The organism is Streptomyces kebangsaanensis (assembly GCF_001906585.1).
Classification (GTDB): Bacteria; Actinomycetota; Actinomycetes; order Streptomycetales; family Streptomycetaceae; genus Streptomyces; species Streptomyces kebangsaanensis.
The window spans coordinates 200,308-219,925 of record NZ_JUJA01000157.1; the positions used below are offsets into that span (position 1 = coordinate 200,308).

18 protein-coding genes and 1 pseudogene are annotated in these 19,618 nt (G+C 71.0%); 2 read left to right on the top strand and 17 right to left on the bottom strand.

The window, feature by feature from the left end; genetic code table 11:
- The 16 genes and pseudogenes from RH94_RS44840 to RH94_RS28150 form a co-directional block, all read right to left on the bottom strand.
- Window positions 1-150: pseudogene (locus tag RH94_RS44840) on the bottom strand (flavoprotein); the annotation flags it as partial.
- A gap of 182 nt (window positions 151-332) precedes the next feature.
- Entirely contained in the window at window positions 333-1,274 is a 942-nt protein-coding gene (locus RH94_RS28080) for an LLM class flavin-dependent oxidoreductase (protein ID WP_073951235.1), read from the bottom strand.
- A gap of 95 nt (window positions 1,275-1,369) precedes the next feature.
- Window positions 1,370-3,172: an ABC transporter ATP-binding protein gene (locus RH94_RS28085; RefSeq protein WP_073951084.1), complete on the bottom strand. Its 1,803-nt coding sequence runs from the start codon at window positions 3,170-3,172 to the stop codon at window positions 1,370-1,372.
- A 38-nt stretch (window positions 3,173-3,210) separates the two neighbouring features.
- A complete protein-coding gene (locus tag RH94_RS28090) occupies window positions 3,211-4,383 on the bottom strand; it encodes an ABC transporter permease (protein ID WP_073951086.1) in 1,173 nt (390 codons plus the stop codon).
- Window positions 4,380-5,270, bottom strand: coding sequence for an ABC transporter ATP-binding protein (locus tag RH94_RS28095; RefSeq protein ID WP_073951088.1), 891 nt, complete (start codon window positions 5,268-5,270; stop codon window positions 4,380-4,382). Before RH94_RS28095 ends, RH94_RS28090 begins: the two co-directional genes overlap by 4 nt.
- Window positions 5,264-6,277 (bottom strand): methyltransferase, encoded by a 1,014-nt coding sequence (locus tag RH94_RS28100; protein ID WP_073951090.1) that lies wholly within the window; start codon window positions 6,275-6,277, stop codon window positions 5,264-5,266. The genes RH94_RS28095 and RH94_RS28100 overlap by 7 nt, the downstream gene beginning before the upstream one ends.
- Before the next feature lie 146 nt (window positions 6,278-6,423).
- Window positions 6,424-6,606 (bottom strand): LxmA leader domain family RiPP, encoded by a 183-nt coding sequence (locus RH94_RS28105; RefSeq protein WP_073951092.1) that lies wholly within the window; start codon window positions 6,604-6,606, stop codon window positions 6,424-6,426.
- Between the two features lie 69 nt (window positions 6,607-6,675).
- On the bottom strand, window positions 6,676-6,870 hold the full coding sequence (locus tag RH94_RS28110; protein ID WP_073951094.1) for an LxmA leader domain family RiPP: 195 nt from the start codon (window positions 6,868-6,870) through the stop codon (window positions 6,676-6,678).
- Window positions 6,871-7,094: 224 nt separating this feature from the next.
- Entirely contained in the window at window positions 7,095-8,117 is a 1,023-nt protein-coding gene (locus tag RH94_RS28115) for a T3SS effector HopA1 family protein (RefSeq protein WP_079189213.1), read from the bottom strand.
- Entirely contained in the window at window positions 8,114-9,244 is a 1,131-nt protein-coding gene (lxmK, locus tag RH94_RS28120) for a class V lanthionine synthetase subunit LxmK (RefSeq protein ID WP_073951096.1), read from the bottom strand. The genes RH94_RS28115 and lxmK overlap by 4 nt, the downstream gene beginning before the upstream one ends.
- Before the next feature lie 35 nt (window positions 9,245-9,279).
- Window positions 9,280-9,528, bottom strand: coding sequence for a hypothetical protein (locus RH94_RS28125; RefSeq protein ID WP_143204084.1), 249 nt, complete (start codon window positions 9,526-9,528; stop codon window positions 9,280-9,282).
- 182 nt (window positions 9,529-9,710) lie between these two features.
- Window positions 9,711-10,160: a heat shock protein transcriptional repressor HspR gene (locus RH94_RS28130; protein ID WP_073951123.1), complete on the bottom strand. Its 450-nt coding sequence runs from the start codon at window positions 10,158-10,160 to the stop codon at window positions 9,711-9,713.
- 1 nt (window position 10,161) lies between these two features.
- Window positions 10,162-11,337 (bottom strand): molecular chaperone DnaJ, encoded by a 1,176-nt coding sequence (gene dnaJ, locus RH94_RS28135; protein WP_073951125.1) that lies wholly within the window; start codon window positions 11,335-11,337, stop codon window positions 10,162-10,164.
- A 48-nt stretch (window positions 11,338-11,385) separates the two neighbouring features.
- Entirely contained in the window at window positions 11,386-12,078 is a 693-nt protein-coding gene (gene grpE, locus RH94_RS28140; RefSeq protein ID WP_073951127.1) for a nucleotide exchange factor GrpE, read from the bottom strand.
- Complete coding sequence (gene dnaK / locus RH94_RS28145; protein WP_073951129.1) at window positions 12,075-13,913, bottom strand: molecular chaperone DnaK; 1,839 nt, start codon at window positions 13,911-13,913, stop codon at window positions 12,075-12,077. Before dnaK ends, grpE begins: the two co-directional genes overlap by 4 nt.
- 94 nt (window positions 13,914-14,007) lie before the next feature.
- On the bottom strand, window positions 14,008-15,525 hold the full coding sequence (locus RH94_RS28150) for an MraY family glycosyltransferase (protein ID WP_073951131.1): 1,518 nt from the start codon (window positions 15,523-15,525) through the stop codon (window positions 14,008-14,010).
- A 194-nt stretch (window positions 15,526-15,719) separates the two neighbouring features.
- On the opposite strand from RH94_RS28150, the gene RH94_RS28155 reads away from it, so the two are divergent.
- Window positions 15,720-18,002, top strand: coding sequence for a (Fe-S)-binding protein (locus tag RH94_RS28155; protein ID WP_073951133.1), 2,283 nt, complete (start codon window positions 15,720-15,722; stop codon window positions 18,000-18,002).
- A 150-nt stretch (window positions 18,003-18,152) separates the two neighbouring features.
- Here RH94_RS28155 and RH94_RS28160 read toward each other — a convergent pair whose 3' ends face one another.
- Window positions 18,153-18,524, bottom strand: coding sequence for an antibiotic biosynthesis monooxygenase family protein (locus tag RH94_RS28160; protein WP_073951135.1), 372 nt, complete (start codon window positions 18,522-18,524; stop codon window positions 18,153-18,155).
- A 93-nt stretch (window positions 18,525-18,617) separates the two neighbouring features.
- On the opposite strand from RH94_RS28160, the gene RH94_RS28165 reads away from it, so the two are divergent.
- Entirely contained in the window at window positions 18,618-19,616 is a 999-nt protein-coding gene (locus tag RH94_RS28165; protein ID WP_073951137.1) for a Yip1 family protein, read from the top strand.
- Window positions 19,617-19,618: the final 2 nt, after the last annotated feature.

The following is a 19,618-nucleotide window of genomic DNA, read 5'->3' on the forward strand; positions in this document are numbered from 1 at the left end:
GGGCCACTCGTCGAGCAGCACCTCGCCGTCCCGGTGCAGCCGGCCGGCCAGCGCCTGCCGGGTGACGAAACGCCGGGCGCTGCGGGTGAGTACGAGCCGGATCGCCAGCCCGGGGTAGGACAGGCGCAGCCAGTCCACCCAGTACGGCATCCCGGTCGCGAACGCGGAACCGGTGGTGACCACCAGCAGCCGCTCGACGTTCAGCGCGGGAGGCCCGGTGACCGGTGCCTGGACTCCCGGTACGGGCAACGGGCCGCCCGGGCCCCGCGACGCGGCGCCCGGCACCGGTGGCGGGGTGCCCGGGACCGGGTCCCCCGGAAGGCGTCGATCCGTCACGACGTCACCTCCGCGAGGATCGTCTCCAGCTCGCGCAGCGCGGTCTGGCCGCCATACGTGCCGTTCACTCCCGTCACGTTCAGCACGATCTCGTCGACTCCCGCCTCGCCGAACGCCGCGAGTTCCTCGGCGAGTGCCTTCGGCTCCCCGTACAGGAAGGCCCGCCCCGCGACCAGGGCGGCGGCGCCGGCGGCGGGGTCGGAGCCATCCGTGCTGATGCCGGAGCGACGCAGCATGTCGACGTAATGCGGCAGCCGGAGGTGGCCGATGTTGCTTGCCAGAGCCAGGGCGGCCGGGTGCCGGTCCGGTCCGGCCAGGGCGACCGGGACGATGGACACCAGCCGGGGCACCTCGCGCCCCGCGGCCTCGGCGCCCTCGCGCAGCGCGGGAACGATGGTGTCGCGCAGGTAGGCGGCGGGCGTGAGCCAGGTGATGGCCGTGTCGGCCACCTCGCCCGCCAGCCGGGCCATCCGGGGGCGCAGCACCCCGAGTCCCACTTCGATGGGCGGCCGCGGCACCGGCAGCAGTCTGCCGTGGCAAGTGAAGTACGTACCGTCCTGTGCGACCGACTCACCGGCCAGCAGGCCGCGTACGGCCGTGATGTATTCGCGCGACGCGGTCAGCGGACTGCGGTAGGGGGCACCGCACATGCTGCGCTGCAGCACCGCCGCGCCCGGTCCGAAGCCCGCCACGACGGGATGGCCGGTCGCCGCCGCGACCGACTGCGCCTGCAGCGCCGCCTCGTAGGGGTGCGTGAACGGCATGAGGGTCACGCCCAGTCCGACCGGAACCCGGAACCCGGACGCGGCGGCGTACGCGAACGCCTGATGCGGCTGGTTGAGCATGGCCTGGCCCTGCCACAACCGGTGGGCTCCGCTCCATTGGGTGAGCGCGGCGTACGGCAGGATCAGCTCCGGCCGCGGCGGGGCGAAGGGCATGAGGATCGAGTACGTGGTCGTTGATCGCTGGGTCACTGGGCCGCTCCTGGCCTGTCTCGGCCGCCGGCCGCCGGCCGGGGTCGTCGGTACGGGTCTCATCGGGACGCGGTGCTGAGTGTCTGACCGCTCACCAGGCCGGCGTAGTCGGGGCAGCGCTCGAGGAGGGCCCGGTGAGTCCCCTGGTCGACGACCCGGCCGGCGTCGAGCACGATCACGTGGTCGGCGTGCTGGACCGTGGAGATGCGGTGGGCGACAACCAGAACGGCGCGGTCGGCGGCCAGTTCGTCCACGACGTCCCGCAGCTTCTGCTCGTTGACGGAGTCCAGGTGCGAGGACGGCTCGTCGAGCAGCACCAGCGGTGCGCCTGCCAGCACGGCCCGCGCCAGCGCCAGGCGCTGCCGCTGGCCGCCGGAGAGGTCGGTCGCACCGCCCAGGGTCGTGTCCAGGCCCTGCGGCAGGCGGCGGATCTCCTCCCCGAGACCGACCCGGTCGAGGGCGGTCATGAGGGCCGCGTCGGCCGGCTTCCCCTCGTGTCCCAGCAGCAGGTTCTCCCGGACGGTGTCCTGCAGCAGCGTGCACGGCTGGTCCACATAGGCGATCCGGCCGCGCAGGTCGGCGAGCGGCCAGTCGGCCAGGTCCCGGCCCAGCACCTCGACACGGCCGCTGTCCGGATCCATGAAGCCCTCGATCAGGCCCAGCGCCGTGGTCTTGCCCGATCCCGACAGGCCGACGAGGGCGGTGAGGCCGTTCGCCGGGACCGTCAGGTCGGCATCCCGCAGGACCGGGTGCTCACCGTAGCCGAATCCGACCTTCTCGAAGCGCACGGCGGCGGGGGACCGAGTCCCCGGCCGCCCGTCGGGAACGGCGGCGGACCGTGAGCCGGTGGCCGTGGCGGCACGGGCCGACGTCTCCGTCGGCAACGCGAACAGGGCGTCGAACCGCTTGCGCGACACCAGGCCCGTCTGCAGTCCGCTCACACCCGAAGCCGCCATGATCAGAGGTGCGGTGAGCTGGAGGAGGTACAGCAGGAAGGAGACGAAGCCGGCCAGACTGAGGTGACCGTGCATCATCCTGCTGCCACCTCCGATCACCACGCTGACCAGGGCCACCTGCTGGCCGAGGGTGATGATCGGGACCATCAGCGACTCCATGCGGGCCGCCACGGCCTCCAGCTCCGCCACCCGGCCGGCACGCTCGGCCAGCCGGTCGCCCACAGTCTTCTCCGCGCGGTAGGCCTTGATGATGGTCAGCGCGCCGAGTGCGGCGACGAAGTGCTGCGCGAGTGCCCCGACCTCGCCCTGGACGGCCGTGTAGGTGCGGCGCAGACCCTTGACCACCAGCGTGATGAGCCCGACGGCGACCAGGAAGGCCGCCACGGTGATCAACAACAGGACCCAGTCGAGCAGCCCCATGATCACCAGCGTGCCCAGGACCGTGACTCCGGCCATCGGCAGCTGGATCGGCCCGATGTCGATGAGGTTCTTGACCATGGCGGCGTCGGCGGTCAGGCGCGAGACGAGGTTGCCGGGCCCCTCCGCGTGGGCGTCGCGCAGCCTGAGTTCCAGGGAATGCCGCATGGTGCGGATGCGCAGACCGAGGATCAGCCGTCGTCCCATCCCGCTCAGCAGGTACGTGGCCAGCGCGCCCGCGGCAGCCGAGCCGAAGCCGGCCGCGACCATGGCCACCACCCACCAGACCGGGCTGTCTCCCCTCTGGATGACGGCCAGCAGCCGGCCCACCACCATCGGCAGTGCCAGTGTCGCTCCGGTGGAAGCCAGCGCGAGCAGGACGATGACACCGACCTGCACCCCCCTGCCCCGGGTCAGCTCATGCAGGAGGTGCAACCGCCGCCCCTCCTCGGCGTGCGTGACCGCGTGATCTTTCCCCATGTGCCCCATGTCCGGTTTCCCTCCCTGACGAGCTCTCGGACCAGCTCTCAGTGCGCCGCACCGCGCAGTGCCTCCCCGACCTTGACGATTCCGCCGTACCTGAGCAGGCCGCCCTGGTAGACCCGGCCACCGACCCGGATGAGGACGGCGATCGCCGCCAGCATCAGCGCAAACGCCGCTCCCACCTGCCACCACGGCACCTCGGTGGCCGCCATGCGCACCGGCATCGCGGCCCAGGACAGGCCGGGGACCAGGGAGACGACCGTCAGCAGCGAGTCGTCCGCGCCTCCGCGGACCGCCAGGGCGGGCCCGGTCAGGCTCAGCATCTGAAGCATGTTCACCGGCCCGATGACGTGGTTGACGTCCTCCTGCCGGGAGACCAGCGCGCCCGCCACCGCATAGAGGGTCACGAACAGGACGTAGCCCGGCACGAACCACAGCAGCAGGTTGGCGGCGGTGCCGATGGCGCCCAGCGGCGCGGTCAGCACCCCGAACCCGATCGCGGCTCCCAGGGTCGCGATCGTCATCAGCAGTATCTGGACCAGGGCCGCGGCGCCCAGGCCGGCAATCTTGCCCGTCAGCAGATGCCAGGCGCGGACCTTGGCCAGCAGCACCTCGACGATGCGGCTCGACTTCTCCTCCGCAACCCCCTGAGCGATGCCCAGTCCGGACAGCAGCATCAGGACGAACAGCAGGAACACACCGATCCCGGCGGTCATCGTCCGTTCCTGCGCCGCGGCCGCATCCACGTCGAGGGCGCTGACGCGCAGGGCAGGCGGCGTGAGCGCCCGTGCGGTCTGCCCGGGTCGGGCACCGAGCGCCTCCAACTGCTCGATGTGGGCGGCGGTCTGTTCTGCCTGCCGGATCACACGGCCCAGATCCGCGTCCAGCCTCCGCAGCACCAGCACCTCGCCGCCGGGCAACACCGCGGCGTCCACCTGCTCGTCGCGTACAGCCGTACGGGCGGCGCCCGCGTCCGGGTACTCCTTCACCGTGACGTCGGTGCGTAGCGCCGCGGCGACCGTGCTCCGATCCCCCACGACTCCCACCGCGGGAGGACCATCGCCGTCGCCCTTCAGTACGCCGGTGAGGGCGAAGGAGAGGGCCATCATCGCGGTGGTCACGATCACCGAGGCCCAGAAGGCCTTGTTGCGCAGCTGCCGGACGATCTCCCGGGCGGCGACGACTCGGATCAGTTCCAGGTCGGCACGCCGCTTCACGTGCCCACCGCCTCTCGGAAGATGTCACCGAGGCCGGCCTCCTGCCGGCCGAAGAACTCCACCCGTCCCGCCGCCTGCGCCGTGGCCAGGACGTCCTGGGCCGCCCGGTCGGACTCCAGCTCCAGGACGGTCAGCCCGTCCTCCTCCGCCAGCACCCGCGTACCGGTCAGGCTCCTGGCCCACGCCGGGGACACGTCCCGCACCGAGATGCGCACCCGGCTCGGGCCGGCGGCGCGGCGCAGCTCGCTCACCGTTCCCTCGGCCACCAGCCGACCGCCGCGCAGGATCCCGACCCGGTGGCACAGCCGCTCCACCAGCTCCAGTTGGTGGCTGGAGAAGACGACCGGCACTCCCTCACGGGCGCACTGGAGCAGCACACCGGCCATGGCGTCCACGGCGACCGGATCGAGCCCCGAGAACGGTTCGTCCAGGACCAGGACTGCCGGATCGTGGATGAGTGCCGCAATGAGCTGGACCTTCTGCTGGTTGCCGAGGGACAGCTTCTCCACATGGTCCTTGGGGCCGGCCACCACGCCGAGACGTTCGATCCACTCGGCGGCGCGGCGCCTGGCCTCCCGGGGCCGGACGCCGCTCAGCCGCGCGAAGTAGACGAGTTGGTCGAGCGGTGTCATCTTGGCGTACAGCCCCCGCTCCTCCGGCATGTAGCCGAAGAGCCGGCGGGAGTGGGCGTCCACCTCGGCGCCGTTCCAGCGCACCGCTCCCGCGTCGGCGCCGACCACGCCGAGCGCGATCCGCATGGCGGTGGTCTTGCCCGCGCCGTTCGCCCCGCAGAACCCGAACAGTTCGCCGGGCCGTACGTCGAAGGTCAGGTCGTCCAGGACGCGCCGTCCGCCGAAGCTCTTGCGCACTCCGTCGAAGCTCAGCACGGCGTGAACTCCAGGATGGAACGCACGGAGGTCACCGGTCCCTCCCAGGTGGGGCGCAGACCCGCGGCCCCGGCGAGGGCCTTCACCTGCTCGACGGTGCGCACCGGGGCGGGCATCGTGGCCCGCAGCCACAGTTCCAGCGCCGCCGACCCGGGCGTTTCCCGCGCGACCTGGAGGTTCACCTCGGCGACGAGGACCTTGCCGGCCGGCCCGGCTGCCTCGGCGCAGCGGCGCAGGATCGCGACCGCCTGCTCGTCGGACCAGTCGGCGAGGATGGCCGACAGCAGGTAGACGTCGCCACCCGCGGGCAGCGGATCGAAGAAGCTGCCGACCACTGCCTCGGCACGGTCCCCCAGTCCGGCGGCAGCGAACCGGCGACCGGCGACCTCGGCCGCGTTCTTGAGGTCGACCAATGTGCCATGCAGTCGGGGCTGCCGGTGCAGCAGTTCCATGAGGATGGCACCGCTGTGACCACCGACGTCGACCACCCGCCGGACCTGCTGCCAGTCGTAGGTGTCGAAGATCAGCTCCGCGCCCCAGCCGAGCTGCGGCCGTGCCTCGCTCCGCTCCAGCGCCTCGACGAAGGCCGGGTCCTCGTTGACGGTCTCCCAGTAGCCGCGCCCGAAGACGGCACCGTGGGCCGGCTCGCCGGTGCGCAGCGTATGCAGGAGGTCGACCAGCGCCAGGTCGGCCCTCCCGTACAGGCCGTCCTGGGCCAAGTGGGCGCGCAGGCTCGCCGGGTGGTCCTCACGCAGCCGGGCGCCGAGTTCGGTGACGGCGAAGGTGCCGTCGTCGTCCTGGGTCAGCACGCCCTTGTCCACGAGGTGACGCAGCAGCAGTTCCAGCAGGTCCGCACGGGTGCCGGTGAGCTCCGCCAGTTTCACCACGTCGTCGGCTCCGGCACCGAGACGGTCCGCGACACGCAGGGTGGCGGCGGCACGAATCGCGGCGGGTGTGAGGAGGTCCGCCATCTCCAGCAGATCTCCGCGGTCCGGTTGTTGCGCCATCGGTCGGTTCCCATCTGGTGCGCGAGTGAACGGGTTGCCCCTGGTCGAAGGGGGACATGAAGGGGAGGGAGGAGCCGGAGGGACAGGACCGCCGGACGGCCGGCCGCAGCAACGAGGACGTTCCACGGCCGGCCGACGAGCTGCGATCAGCAGCCGCCCGCGACCGTCTTGGCCGAGAACTGGCTGGCGACGAAGCTGGCGGTGGCGCTGGCGATGCAGGCGGGCGAAGTGGCGGGCGCCTCGGCAGCGGCCGTCACGTTCAGCTCACGAGCGTCGCTGTAGGCCTCGTAACCGGCCAGCAGCTCCATGATCGCGGTGGTCTTCTCCATGGGTTCTCCCTCTCTTCATGCGCTCCCTACGGAGCACTGCCGACATGCGTCGGCAGGGTCAGGGGCGGGTCAGCAGGTCAGCTCGTAGGTGGCACCGCTGACCGCGCTCGCCGACGCGGCGCACCAGCTGGAGCTGGCGACGCTGGCCGCGCAGACCGGGGTGGTGGCGGGCGCGTCGGCCGCCGCCGTGATGTTCAGCTCGTCGACATCCGCGTACGCGTCGTAGTTCGAAACGAGCTCCATGATGGCCATGGACTTGTCCATGATTCTCTCCCTCTCCATTTTCGTTTCTGCTCTTTTCCAGAATCGCGTTTCGCGATTTCCTGCATTCCGCCGTCCATCCATTCCGAACGTTCCGTGACTCCGTACGCGTTTTCTCGCAGGAGTGCCCGGAGCATGCGGAGAAGGGGGGCGGAAATCAGAGGGTCCCTCGGTTCTTTCGGGACGGGTCAGCAGGTCGGCTCGTCGACGTCCATGCGGTGCCGTGGTCAGGCGGGCACGGGACCCGGACCCCGCAGGCCGGCAGGCACCGCAGAATGTTCGGGCGGGGCGCTGTTCCGCGCCGGACGGCGGGGGTCGATGCCTGCCTCGGTGAAGCGGGCCACGACGTTGCGCTCCAGGGCCGTGGCATCGGCCGCGCTGTCAAGCAGGGCATGGGCCAGGACGGTGGCCCGGTGCTGGCCGAAACTCAGACCGGACATCCCGGGGCGGTCGTCCTCCGGTTCCCGGGCGACCGCGATGCCGGGCGCCACAGGCTCGGCGAAGACGGACGTCTCGCTCCCGATACCGGGCGTCCCCCGCAACGCCATGGTGAGTCCGGACACTTCGGGCCAGGACTCCTGCCCCAGGTAGACGACCAGGGCATCCCATCGGGGATACAGCGCCTTGGCGGACAGGACCTTCGAGCGGTACGCGACCCCGTGCTCCTCCAGATGACCGAGGGTCCGGGCCCAGACCGCAGCGGCGTCCTGCCACCGCGTGATGTGGACATACACGCGCAGGACCTCCCGGTGCGGGCTGCGCGGCAGCGAGCCGTCCACCACGAAGAACCCGGGCGACAGGGCGGGCCGGCGTGCGGGGACGTCCAGGGTCACCACTTGCCCCGCGGTGAGTTCGCCGCCCTGCCGGATGACGTGCGCCGGTACCCACACCCGCACGCCGTCCCGTTCGACCAGGGCGCGCCCGTCGGGACCATCGTCGTGCGGAGGGACATGCAGCCGGGCGCGGGCTACGCTCCGCTCGTGCGGGACGGCCGCGCCGAGGACGCGTTCGAAGGCCTCGTCCCGCAGGCGGAAGGACAACCGGCTCTTCTCCACGAACTGCCCGGCATGCAGGACGTCGTACAGGGCCTCGGCCAGCAGCCGGCGCATCTCGCGGGGGCTGTCCGCCTCGATCTCCCGGCCCGCCGTCCGGGCCCGGGTGCCGTCGTCGGCGACGGTCACCTGGCCGAGGGCCTCCCACAGCCGTGCGGGCAGTGTGCCGGGAACAGTCTGTTCCGGTGCCTGGATCATGCGGCCACCCCATGGGCTGCGACGGGGTCCGTGAAGCCGAGCGTGGTCACGAACCTCTCCGGATTGATGAGCGCGGCCCGCCCGATGCCGGCCGCTGCCCGTTCGATGCCGGAGAGCCTCGACGTCCGGGACGCGCCGGCCATCAGCCGGTCCAGCAGGTGCCACCCGGCATAGGCGGTGGCCCTCGTGGCCAGTTGGCCGTCGACCACGGGACGCGACTGCCGGTAGCCGCGCCAGAAAGCGGTCACCAGGGGCAGCAGACGCTGCATCTTCTCCACACCGCGACTGAGCACCGTCTCGTGCGTCAGTTCGATGTCCTGGAAGACCGAGTCGCCGCGGGTGGTGACGATGTCCAGAACCGAGCGATGCAGCCACTCCCCGGCGAACGCACCGACGTCACGGGCCGGGTCCGCCAGCCGGAACTCCTCCCAGTCCGTCACCAGGAAGTCCGCGCCCCGCACCAGGAACTGGTCGACGCGCAGGTCGCAGTGGGACGGCACCCGGGGTGCTTCGCGCTCCCTGGCACGCAGCTCCCCAATGGCCCTGGTCAGGGCGTCGTCGGACTGCATCAGCCGCCAGCCCTGGAGCTCGGCGAAGCTCAGCGACTCGAAGACCGGCAGTGGCAGCCCCTGCAGGAAGCCCTCCGGGGGATGCGGGGGCCAGGACCGGTCGAGCGCGTCGGAATCGCCGACGGGCGCCTCGTGCAGCAATCCGATGGCCTGCCCGACACGCTCGGCCAGCTCGGGTCCGAAGCTCTCCTCGATCATCAGCTCCGCCCCGCTGCGCGCGTCTTCGACGAGGTCGTAGGCGACCAGGGCCGCCTCCTCGTCGGCGCCCAGGAACGCCGGGCCGCGCAGCGCCGCCGTCGGCAGCCCCTCGGCGAAGCACTCGAAGGACAGCAGGCGCCGCATACGCGCCTGGACGTCGGCGGCAGGTCCGATCAGGTGTTTGACGAAGACCTTGCGTCCACCGACGGTGGTGCCCGCCCAGGAGTCGTTGCGCCCGACCGGTGCCGTCAGGGAGTCCCGGACGAACGGCCCCGTTCCCAGTCCGACGAGCAACGCGTCCACTGACGGCACCTCGTCCAGATCTCGCGGCTTGAACGTCGCCGCACTGTTGTTCTCCACAACCCCTCACAGACCTCGACGAGTCGGCTGTCCGGTCACTGCCAGCCGTTGACAGGGCTCGGAAGCCGGGAAAGCACGTCCTCGACGTCGTCGACCAACTGCCGGGTCTTTTCAGAAAGCCGCTCGCCGACCGTCTCCGTGGAATGCCGCACAGCTGTTTCCTGGTCCGCCGCGAAGGCGTTGCCGGCCGTCATCGGCGATCCCCCGATCAGCAGAGCGGCACCGGCCACCACACCCAAGCGGGCCATGCGGCCGGCGACATGCGAATGAGAATTCATCTTCATGCTTCCCCCTCGATTTCCCTCTGCACGAAGATTTTCTCAGTGTTGCCGGGCGTACTCCACAGAAAGCGGTGGCATGTTGATGCAAGCGGTGGTCAGGTTGTTGCACCGATGCCGGAGCGGATGGAAAACACGAAGGGGCCCGGAGGCTTGTGACCTCCGGGCCCCTCGAGTGCGGGGTGGCACTACTCCGGCTGCTGCCGCTTCGGGCGCCACACCACCAGCGCGCTGGTCTGCTGGACCTCCTGGTAGGGGACCAGGTCCCGGCGGTAGGAGGCGTGTACGGCGGCCTCGCGCTGTCGCATGGTGGCCGCCGCGCCGTCCAGGGCCGCCTGCAGCTCCGCGATGCGGGACTGCAGGGCGGTGACCTGGTTCTCCAGTTCGATGATCCGCTTGATGCCGGCCAGGTTGATGCCCTCGTCCTGCGACAACTGCTGCACCTGGCGGAGCAGTTCGATGTCGCGGGCCGAGTAGCGGCGGCCCCGCCCGGCGGTGCGGTCGGGGGACACCAGGCCCAGCCGGTCGTACTGACGGAGCGTCTGCGGGTGCAGTCCGGACAGCTGGGCGGCCACCGAGATGACGTACACCGGTGTGTCTTCCGTCAGTTCGTACGGGTTGCGACGGCGGCCGTCCATCTCATGCTCCCTTCGCGGCCTCGAACAGCTTCGCCCGCGGGTCCTCGCCGGCGGTGGCCTCGCGATACGCCTCGAGCGCGTCACGAGCCTTCCCCGACAGGTCCTTGGGGACACTCACCTCCACGGTGACCAACAGGTCGCCGCGGCTGCCGTCCTTGCGGACCGCGCCCTTGCCGCGGGCTCGCATCGTACGGCCGTTCGGTGTACCGGGGGGCAGTTTCAGCGTCACCGGCGGCCCGCCCAGGGTGGGCACCCGGATCTCGCCGCCGAGGGCCGCCTCGGGATACGTGACCGGCACGGTGACGGTGAGGTTGTCGCCCTTGCGGCCGAACACCGGGTGCTCGCCGACGTGCACCACCACGTACAGGTCGCCCGCCGGTCCGCCGCGTTCGCCCGGAGCGCCCTTGCCGCGCAGCCGGATGCGCTGCCCGTCGCCGACGCCCGCGGGGATGCGCACCTGCATCGTCCGGGACGACTTGGCCCGCCCGGAGCCCGTGCAGATGTCGCAGGGGTTCTCCGCGATCAGCCCGCGGCCCTTGCAGTCGGGGCACGGGTCGGTCAGCGAGAAGCCGCCGCCCGAGCCGCGCGCCACCTGCCCGGTGCCGACGCAGGTCGGGCACACGCGCGGTGTGCCGTTCTTGTCGCCGGTGCCCGAACAGGCCTTGCACGGCTGCTGGCTGGACATCCGCAGCGGCACCGTGGCGCCCTCGATGGCCTCCGTGAAGCTCAGCGTGACCTCGGACTCGATGTCCTGGCCGCGCCTGGGCTGGGTGCGCGTGCCCGCACCCGCGCCGCCCCGGTTGAACAGGCCCCCGAAGACGTCCCCGAGGCCGCCGCCGAAGCTGCCGCCCCCGCCCCCCTGGGCGCCCCCGCCGAAGAGGTCGCCCAGGTCGAAGTTGAAGGAGCCGCCGGCGCCCGGCCCGGGGCGGAAGCCGCCGTTGCCGAACAGGGCGCGGGCCTCGTCGTACTCCTTGCGCTTCTTGGGGTCGCCGAGCACGTCGTTCGCCTCGGAGATCTCCTTGAAGCGCTCCTCGGCCCTGAGGTTGCCCTTGTTGGCGTCCGGGTGGAACTCGCGGGCGAGTTTCCGGTACGCCTTCTTGATCTCGGCCTCGGTGGCGTCCTTAGGGACGCCGAGGACCTTGTAGTAGTCCTTCTCGATGAAGTCCTTGGTGCTCATCCCCGACGTCCCTCCTCTCGTGCGTCCCGTATGTCGTTCGCTGTCGCGTCAGCCCTCCTCCGGGCCACCGTTCTCCTTGTCCTCGCCCTGCTCGGCGGCCTGGGCCTCGCCGGACTCCTCGGTCGGCTTGACCGTCTGCGCGCCCGGCTGGGGCTCGGCCACGGCCACCCGCGCGGGGCGGATGGTGCGCTCGCCGATCCGGTACCCGGGCTGCAGAATCGTCACGCACGTCGTCTCGGTGACGTCCGGCGCGTAGGAGTGCATCAGGGCCTCGTGGATCGTCGGGTCGAAGGGCTCGCCCTCCTTGCCGTACTGCTGCAGGCCCATCTTCGCCACCACGGTCTCCAGCGACTCGGCGACGGACTTGAAACCGCCCACCAGTTCGCCGTGCTCCCGCGCGCGTCCGATGTCGTCGAGCACGGGCAGGAGCTCGGACAGGAGATTCACCACGGCGATCTCCCGTACCGCGATCCGGTCGCGCTCGACCCGGCGCCGGTAGTTCTGGTACTCGGCCTGCAGCCGCTGCAGGTCCACCGTGCGCTCGTTCAGTGCCGAACGGGCCTGGTCCAGCTGGGCCGTCAGCCCGGCCGCCCGGTCCGTCTCCGCGGGCTGGGCCGCGTCCTTGTCCTGGGCGGCGTCGGCCTGCGGCTCGGCCTCCTCGGGCGTGCCGGGGGTGGCGTCGGACTGCTGCGGTGGAGGCTGCGGCTGGTGTTCCTCGAAGCCGGGGGTCTCCTCCGTCACGCCGCACCGTCCTTGCGCTCGTCGTCGACGATCTCGGCGTCGACCACGTCGTCGTCGGCCTTGGCCTGGCCGGCACCGGCACCACCCGCGGCCTGTCCGGCCTGGGCGTCGGCGTACATGGCCTGGCCGAGCTTCTGGGAGACGGCCGCGACCTTCTCGGTGGCGGTACGGATCTCGGCACTGTCCTCGCCCTTGAGCTTCTCCTTCAGCTCGGCGACGGCGGACTCCACCTCGGTCTTGATCTCGCCGGGGACCTTGTCCTCGTTGTCCTTGAGGAACTTCTCGGTCTGGTAGACGAGCTGCTCGCCCTGGTTGCGGACCTCGGCGGCCTCGCGGCGCTTGTGGTCCTCCTCCGCGTAGCGCTCGGCCTCCTCGCGCATGCGGTCGACCTCTTCCTTCGGGAGCGAGGAGCCGCCGGTGACGGTCATCTTCTGCTCCTTGCCGGTGCCGAGGTCCTTCGCCGTGACGTGCATGATGCCGTTGGCGTCGATGTCGAAGGAGACCTCGATCTGCGGGACGCCGCGCGGCGCCGGGGGCAGACCGGTCAGCTCGAACATGCCGAGCTTCTTGTTGTAGGCCGCGATCTCGCGCTCGCCCTGGTAGACCTGGATCTGCACCGACGGCTGGTTGTCCTCGGCCGTGGTGAAGATCTCCGAGCGCTTGGTCGGGATCGTGGTGTTGCGCTCGATCAGCTTGGTCATGATGCCGCCCTTGGTCTCGATGCCGAGGGACAGCGGGGTGACGTCGAGCAGCAGGACGTCCTTGACCTCGCCCTTGAGGACACCGGCCTGGAGCGAGGCGCCGATGGCGACGACCTCGTCCGGGTTCACACCCTTGTTGGCCTCCTTGCCGCCGGTCAGCTCCTTGACGAGCTCGGCGACCGCGGGCATACGGGTGGAACCACCGACGAGCACGATGTGGTCGATGTCGTTGACGGAGACGCCGGCGTCCTTGATGACGTTGTGGAACGGCGTCTTGCAGCGCTCGAGCAGGTCGGCCGTCAGCTGCTGGAACTGGGCGCGGGTGAGCTTCTCGTCCAGGTGCAGCGGGCCCTCGGCGGACGCGGTGATGTAGGGCAGGTTGATCGTGGTCTCGGTGGACGAGGACAGCTCGATCTTGGCCTTCTCCGCCGCCTCACGCAGACGCTGCAGGGCCATCTTGTCCTTGGCCAGGTCCACGCCGTGGCCGGCCTGGAACTGCTTGACCAGGTAGTCGACGACGCGCTGGTCCCAGTCGTCACCGCCGAGGTTGTTGTCGCCGTTGGTGGCCTTCACCTCGACCACGCCGTCGCCGATCTCCAGCAGCGAGACGTCGAACGTACCGCCGCCGAGGTCGAAGACGAGGATCATTTGCTCGTCCTTGTCGAGGCCGTACGCCAGGGCGGCGGCCGTCGGCTCGTTGACGATGCGCAGCACGTTCAGACCGGCGATCTCACCGGCCTCCTTGGTGGCCTGGCGCTCGGCGTCGTTGAAGTACGCCGGCACGGTGATGACCGCGTCGGTCACCTTCTCGCCCAGGTACGCCTCCGCGTCCCGCTTCAGCTTCTGCAGCACGAAGGCGCTCATCTGCTGCGGGTTGAAGTCCTTGCCGTCGAGGTTGATCTTCCAGTCGGTGCCCATGTGGCGCTTGACCGACCGGATGGTCCTGTCGACGTTGGTCACGGCCTGACGCTTGGCCACCTCGCCGACCAGCACCTCGCCGTTCTTGGCGAAGGCGACGACGGACGGCGTGGTCCTGGCGCCCTCGGCGTTGGTGATGACGGTGGGCTCGCCGCCCTCCAGAACGCTGACGACGGAGTTGGTGGTGCCCAGGTCGATGCCGACCGCACGTGCCATGGTGAATTCCTCCAGCTGACTTGAGTGGAACGGACTCAAGTGTGCCTGAGGCTCACCGCCGGGTCAACAGACCTGAGCCTAGTCGGCTCAACTCTTATCCATCTCTTATACGCAAGAATGCTCTGACCTGCGGCGATGCGGATTTCTGGGGCGGCGGAGCCGGATACGGAGGTTGACGGCGGGGGGCACGGGGAGCGCGAACAGGGGCTTCGGCGCCGTAGGGCCACCCGTCCCTCAGGCCTTCGCGGGCCCCGCGGACCGGCCCGGACCCAGGGGCGTCTGCCCGGGCCGGGACGTCGTAGTCGTGCTCGTGGCCATGGTCGTAGTCGTGGTCGTGGTCGTAGACGTCGGACCGGGCCCGGGACCGGCCGGCCCAGAAGGGCTGCTCGGAGCGGGAGCGGGTGCCGGGGACGTCCGCACGCGTGCGCGTGGGGCCACCGGACAGGCCGGCACGCGCGCGTGGAGCACCACCGGGCGGTTCCGTACGCGCGCGTGCGGCACCACGTGCGGCACCGGACGGTTCCGTACGCGCACGCGTGACGCCTCGGGCGGCGGGAAGGCCCCGGGTGCCGGGGACCCGGGCGGGCGCGCGGGTGCCGCGCGGGTCGGTGTGCGCGCGGGCGCCGTGCGGTCCGGCCGGCCGCCGGGGGCCGTACGCCGGGACGCGCAGCAGCCCCAGGGCGACCACCAGACTCGCCCCGGCCACCCACAGCACGCTCCTGGGCGCGGCCCAGCCCGAGTGCACCAGCACCCCGACGAGCACCGCGGCGAAGGTGCCGGCGCCGAGCAGGACGGTCACGCCCGGCGGAGTCGGCCCGAGGCGGCGCAGCCGGTGCGCGAGGTGGTCCGGACCGCGGCGCAGCACGGGACGCCCGGCCAGCTTGCGCGAGAGGACGACGAGGACGGCGTCGGCACTCGCGGTGGCGGTGAGCGCGAACAGCACGGCCGCGGTGGGCAGCGGGGCGTACCCGGTCCGGGTGAGCACGGCCGCGGAGGCGAGCAGGAAGCCGGTGAACAGCGAGCCGCTGGCCCCGAACGCGATCCGCGCGGGATGCCAGTTGTGCATCAGGAAGCCGGTGAGGGCGGCGGCCAGCACGCTCAGCAGCACCACGAGGTCGTCCATCACCTCGGCCGCCGCGCACGCGCCCGCCCCGAAGGCGGTGAGCACCCCGACCGTGCCCGCGAGGCCGTCCGCGTGGTCGAGCCCCCGGAAGGCGGCGGCCACACAGGCGATCCAGGCCACGGCCGCGATCCCGGCAGGCAGCCCGGTCTCGTCGTACGGCACCACGAAGGCCGCCGCGACCGCCGTACCGACGAGCAGGAACGGCGTCCTCAGCCGCCACAGGTCCGCGACCAGCCCCAGGACGGCGACCCCGGCGGACGCGGCGAGCAGCCGGACCACCCCGTCGCCCAGCGGCGCGGCACCCGTCCAGCCGCCGGCCGCGACGACCAGGCAGGTGCTGAGCACCACGGCCACGCCGCCCAGCAGCGGCACCGGCCGTACCCGCCGCCGGTCGACCAGACCCAGCCGCAGCGCGGGCCCCCGGAGCAGCGCCGAGAGCACGGCGGCGAGGAGGAGGGCGGTGATGGCGGTGGCGATCCCGTAGAGCACGGTTCTTAAATTAGGGGTATATGGGGCGATTGGGTGCGAATAACACGATCGGAACAGGGGTGGATCTTCAGGTGACCCTCAGCGACCCAGATCACCCCGCGCCCGGCTACATTGCGACGGAGGATTGGGGGTAGTCTCAGACGGACTGCATAAGTTACCGCTTAGTAATTTCGAGGCCGCCTCAGGAGCCCCTCATGCAACTCGCCGCGATCATCGTGTCGCTGGTCCTGACCGTGGTCGGCGTCGCGCTGCTCGCCCGCGCCATCGGCCAGTTCGTCCGGTACTTCAGGCTGGGCCAGCCCGTGCCCGCCGGCTCCCGGACCGACAACCCCTACCAGCGCAGCGTGACCCTGGTCCGGGAGTTCCTCGGCCACACCCGTATGAACCGGTGGGGCATCGTGGGTGTCGCCCACTGGTTCGTGGCGATCGGGTTCCTGACCCTGCCGCCGACCCTCGCGCAGGCGTACGGCCAGCTGTTCCGGGCCGACTGGACACTGCCGGTCCTCGGCGGCTTCCTGCCGTTCGAGATGTACATCGAGTTCATCGGCGTGATGACGGTCCTCGGCATCGCCGTACTGATCGCGATCCGCCTGCTGAGCCTGCCCTCCCGGGCCGGCCGCAAGTCCCGCTTCGCGGGCTCCACCGCCTGGCAGGCGTACTTCGTCGAGTACGTCATCCTCACCATCGGCCTGGCCATCTACGTGCTGCGCGGCCTGGAGGGCGCCCTGCACCACGTGGACGGCTACGAGGCCTCGTACTTCGCCTCGTACCCGCTGGTCCTCGCCTTCAAGGGGCTGAGCGCGGCCACGCTGCAGAACCTGGTCTACTTCGTCGCGATGATCAAGATCGGGACGTCCCTCATCTGGATGATCACGGTCTCGCTCAGGACCGACATGGGGGTGGCCTGGCACCGCTTCCTGGCCTTCCCGAACATCTGGTTCAAGCGCGAGGCCACCGGCGGGACCGCCCTGGGCGCGCTGCAGCCGATGACGTCCGGCGGCAGGCCGATCGACTTCACCGACCCCGGCGAGGACGACGTCTTCGGCGTCTCCCAGGTCGAGCAGTTCTCCTGGAAGGGCCTGCTGGACTTCTCCACCTGCACCGAGTGCGGCCGCTGCCAGTCGCAGTGCCCGGCCTGGAACACCGGCAAGCCGCTCTCGCCGAAGCTGCTGATCATGTCCCTGCGCGACCACGCGCACGCCAAGGCGCCCTACCTGCTGGCCGGCGGCGGCAAGACCATGGAGGGCGAGGAGAAGGCGTCCGAGGAGCAGCTGAAGGACGTCCCGGCGACGGCGCTGGCGGAGGCCGAACGGCCGCTGATCGGCACTCTGGAAGAGAACGGCGTCATCGACCCGGACGTGCTGTGGTCCTGCACCACCTGCGGCGCCTGCGTCGAGCAGTGCCCGGTCGACATCGAGCACATCGACCACATCGTCGACATGCGCCGCTACCAGGTCATGATCGAGTCCGCGTTCCCGTCCGAGGCGGGCACGATGCTCAAGAACCTGGAGAAGAAGGGCAACCCCTGGGGCCTGGCCAAGAAGCAGCGCCTGGCCTGGACCAAGGAGGTCGACTTCGAGGTCCCGGTCGTCGGCAAGGACATCGAGGACCTCTCCGAGGTCGAGTACCTGTACTGGGTCGGCTGCGCCGGCGCCCTGGAGGACCGCGCGAAGAAGACCACCAAGGCCTTCGCGGAGCTGCTGCACATCGCGGGCGTCAAGTTCGCGATCATGGGCGGCGACGAGAAGTGCACCGGCGACTCCGCCCGCCGCCTGGGCAACGAGCCCCTGTTCCAGGAGCTCGGCATGGAGAACGTCATGGCGCTGAACACGGCGTTCGGCGAGGAGACGGACGAGGACGGCAAGGTCACCGAGGAGTCGCGGAAGCCGAAGTCGGCGAAGAAGATCGTCGCCACCTGCCCGCACTGCCTCAACACCCTCGGCAACGAGTACCCGCAGCTCGGCGGCGACTACGAGGTCATCCACCACACCCAGCTGCTGCAGCACCTGGTCGACGAGGGCAGGCTGATCCCGGTCACCCCGGTCGAGGGCATCATCACCTACCACGACCCGTGCTACCTGGGCCGCCACAACAAGATCTACACGCCCCCGCGCGAGATCATCGGCAAGGTCCCCGGCCTGCGCAACGAGGAGATGCACCGCCACAAGGAGCGCGGCTTCTGCTGCGGCGCCGGCGGCGCCCGGATGTGGATGGAGGAGCGGATCGGCAAGCGCATCAACGACGAGCGCGTCGACGAGGCCCTCGCCCTCAACCCGGACATCGTCTCCACCGCCTGCCCGTTCTGCCTGGTCATGCTCACCGACTCGGTCAACGGCAAGAAGAACGACGGCAAGGCCAAGGAGTCCATCCAGGTCGTGGACGTCGCCCAGCTGCTGCTGGACTCCGTCAAGACCCCGGCCGGCCCGGCGGGCGAGGTGGCCGGCGAGAGCGAGCCGGAACCGGAGCCGGTGAAGTAGACGGCACCGACCGCCGAACGCTCGACGCCCCCGGGCCCGTACTGGAAAGTACGGGCCCGGGGGCGTCCTCGTCCCGGCAACGGGCTCCCTACGACGGCCCTACGGCCCTCTACGACCGCCCCACGACCCCCCGGGCCCTACTACGGTCGCTCAGGCGCCGCTCTCGGCCCCGGGCCCGGCCTGCTGCACCACCTCGAAGGACCACAGGGTGGAGCCCGTGGCCGCCGGCCGGGGCCGCTCCCCGCCCTCGGCACCGCCCTCGGCACCGCTCTCGCCGCCGCCCGCGCCCGCGCCGTGGTGCGCGGCCTTCATCGGCCCCTCCATCCAGGCCTGGAACGACTCCTCGTCACGCCAGCGCGTGTAGACGAGGTAGGTGTCGGTGCCCTCGAGGGGGCGCAGGAGCTCGAACCACTCGAACCCGTCGGAGTTCTCGACGGCGTGGGCCCGGGAGGCGAAGCGCTTCTCCAGCGTCTCGCGCTGCTCGGCCGGCACGGTCAGTACGTTGATCTTGACTACGCTCATGCTCCCATCCTGCCCGGTGGCGGCCGGCCCGCCACTCGGCCCCTCTGTCTTCCTGCTCCTCCCCTGGATGTCCCCCAAACCGCCCCTTAGGGGATGTCACAGCTCGGCCGCAAAGCCCCGTCCGTACACCCGGTCCCGGCCCAGGAGTTGCCGGGACCGGGTACGTTCGATGACGTGGCTGGATTCAGGAGCGGGCGCGGCGGCCGGGACGACCGCGCGCCGCACGCGCGACCCCAACAACTTCCGTACGGACAGCAGGCGCCCCAGGGGCCGTCGTACGGCTACCCGCCGGCGCCGCAGCCGTATCCCCCGCGGCAGCGCCCACCGCACGGCGCCGGAGCCGTCCAGTGGCCGCAGGCCAACGGCGGCGGCTACGGCGGCGGCCAGGGCGAGCCGGAGTACTTCGGCGACGGCGGCGGCCACCCGCAGGGCGGCCACGACCCGTACGCGGCCGACAACCCGGGCCACACCCAGGCGTTCGCGGTCGGCGAGGACCCGTACAACCACGGCGAGACCTACCACGCGGGCTCGGCCCCGGCGGGCCCGACAGGCCCCCCGCTGCACTGGAAGGACCTGCTGCGGGGCATCGTCGTCTCCCCCAACCAGACCTTCCTCCGGATGCGCGACTACACGATGTGGGGCCCCGCCCTCATCGTGACGTTCCTCTACGGCCTGCTCGCGGTCTTCGGCTTCGACGGCGCCCGCGAGGACGCCATCAACGCCACGCTGTCCAACGCGATCCCGATCGTCCTGATCACCGCGCTGGCCATGGTGATCAGCTCCTTCGTCCTGGGCATGGTCACCCACACCCTGGCCCGCCAGCTCGGCGGCGACGGGGCCTGGCAGCCCACGGTCGGCCTGTCCATGCTGATCATGTCCATCACGGACGCGCCGCGCCTGCTCTTCGCCATGTTCCTCGGCGGCGACGCGGGCCTCGTCCAACTGCTCGGCTGGGTCACCTGGATCGCGGGCGGCGCCCTGCTGACCCTCATGGTCGGCCGCTCCCACGACCTGCCCTGGCCGAAGGCCCTGGGCGCCTCGGCGATCCAGCTGATCGCCCTGCTGTCGATCGTGAAGCTGGGCACGTTCTGACG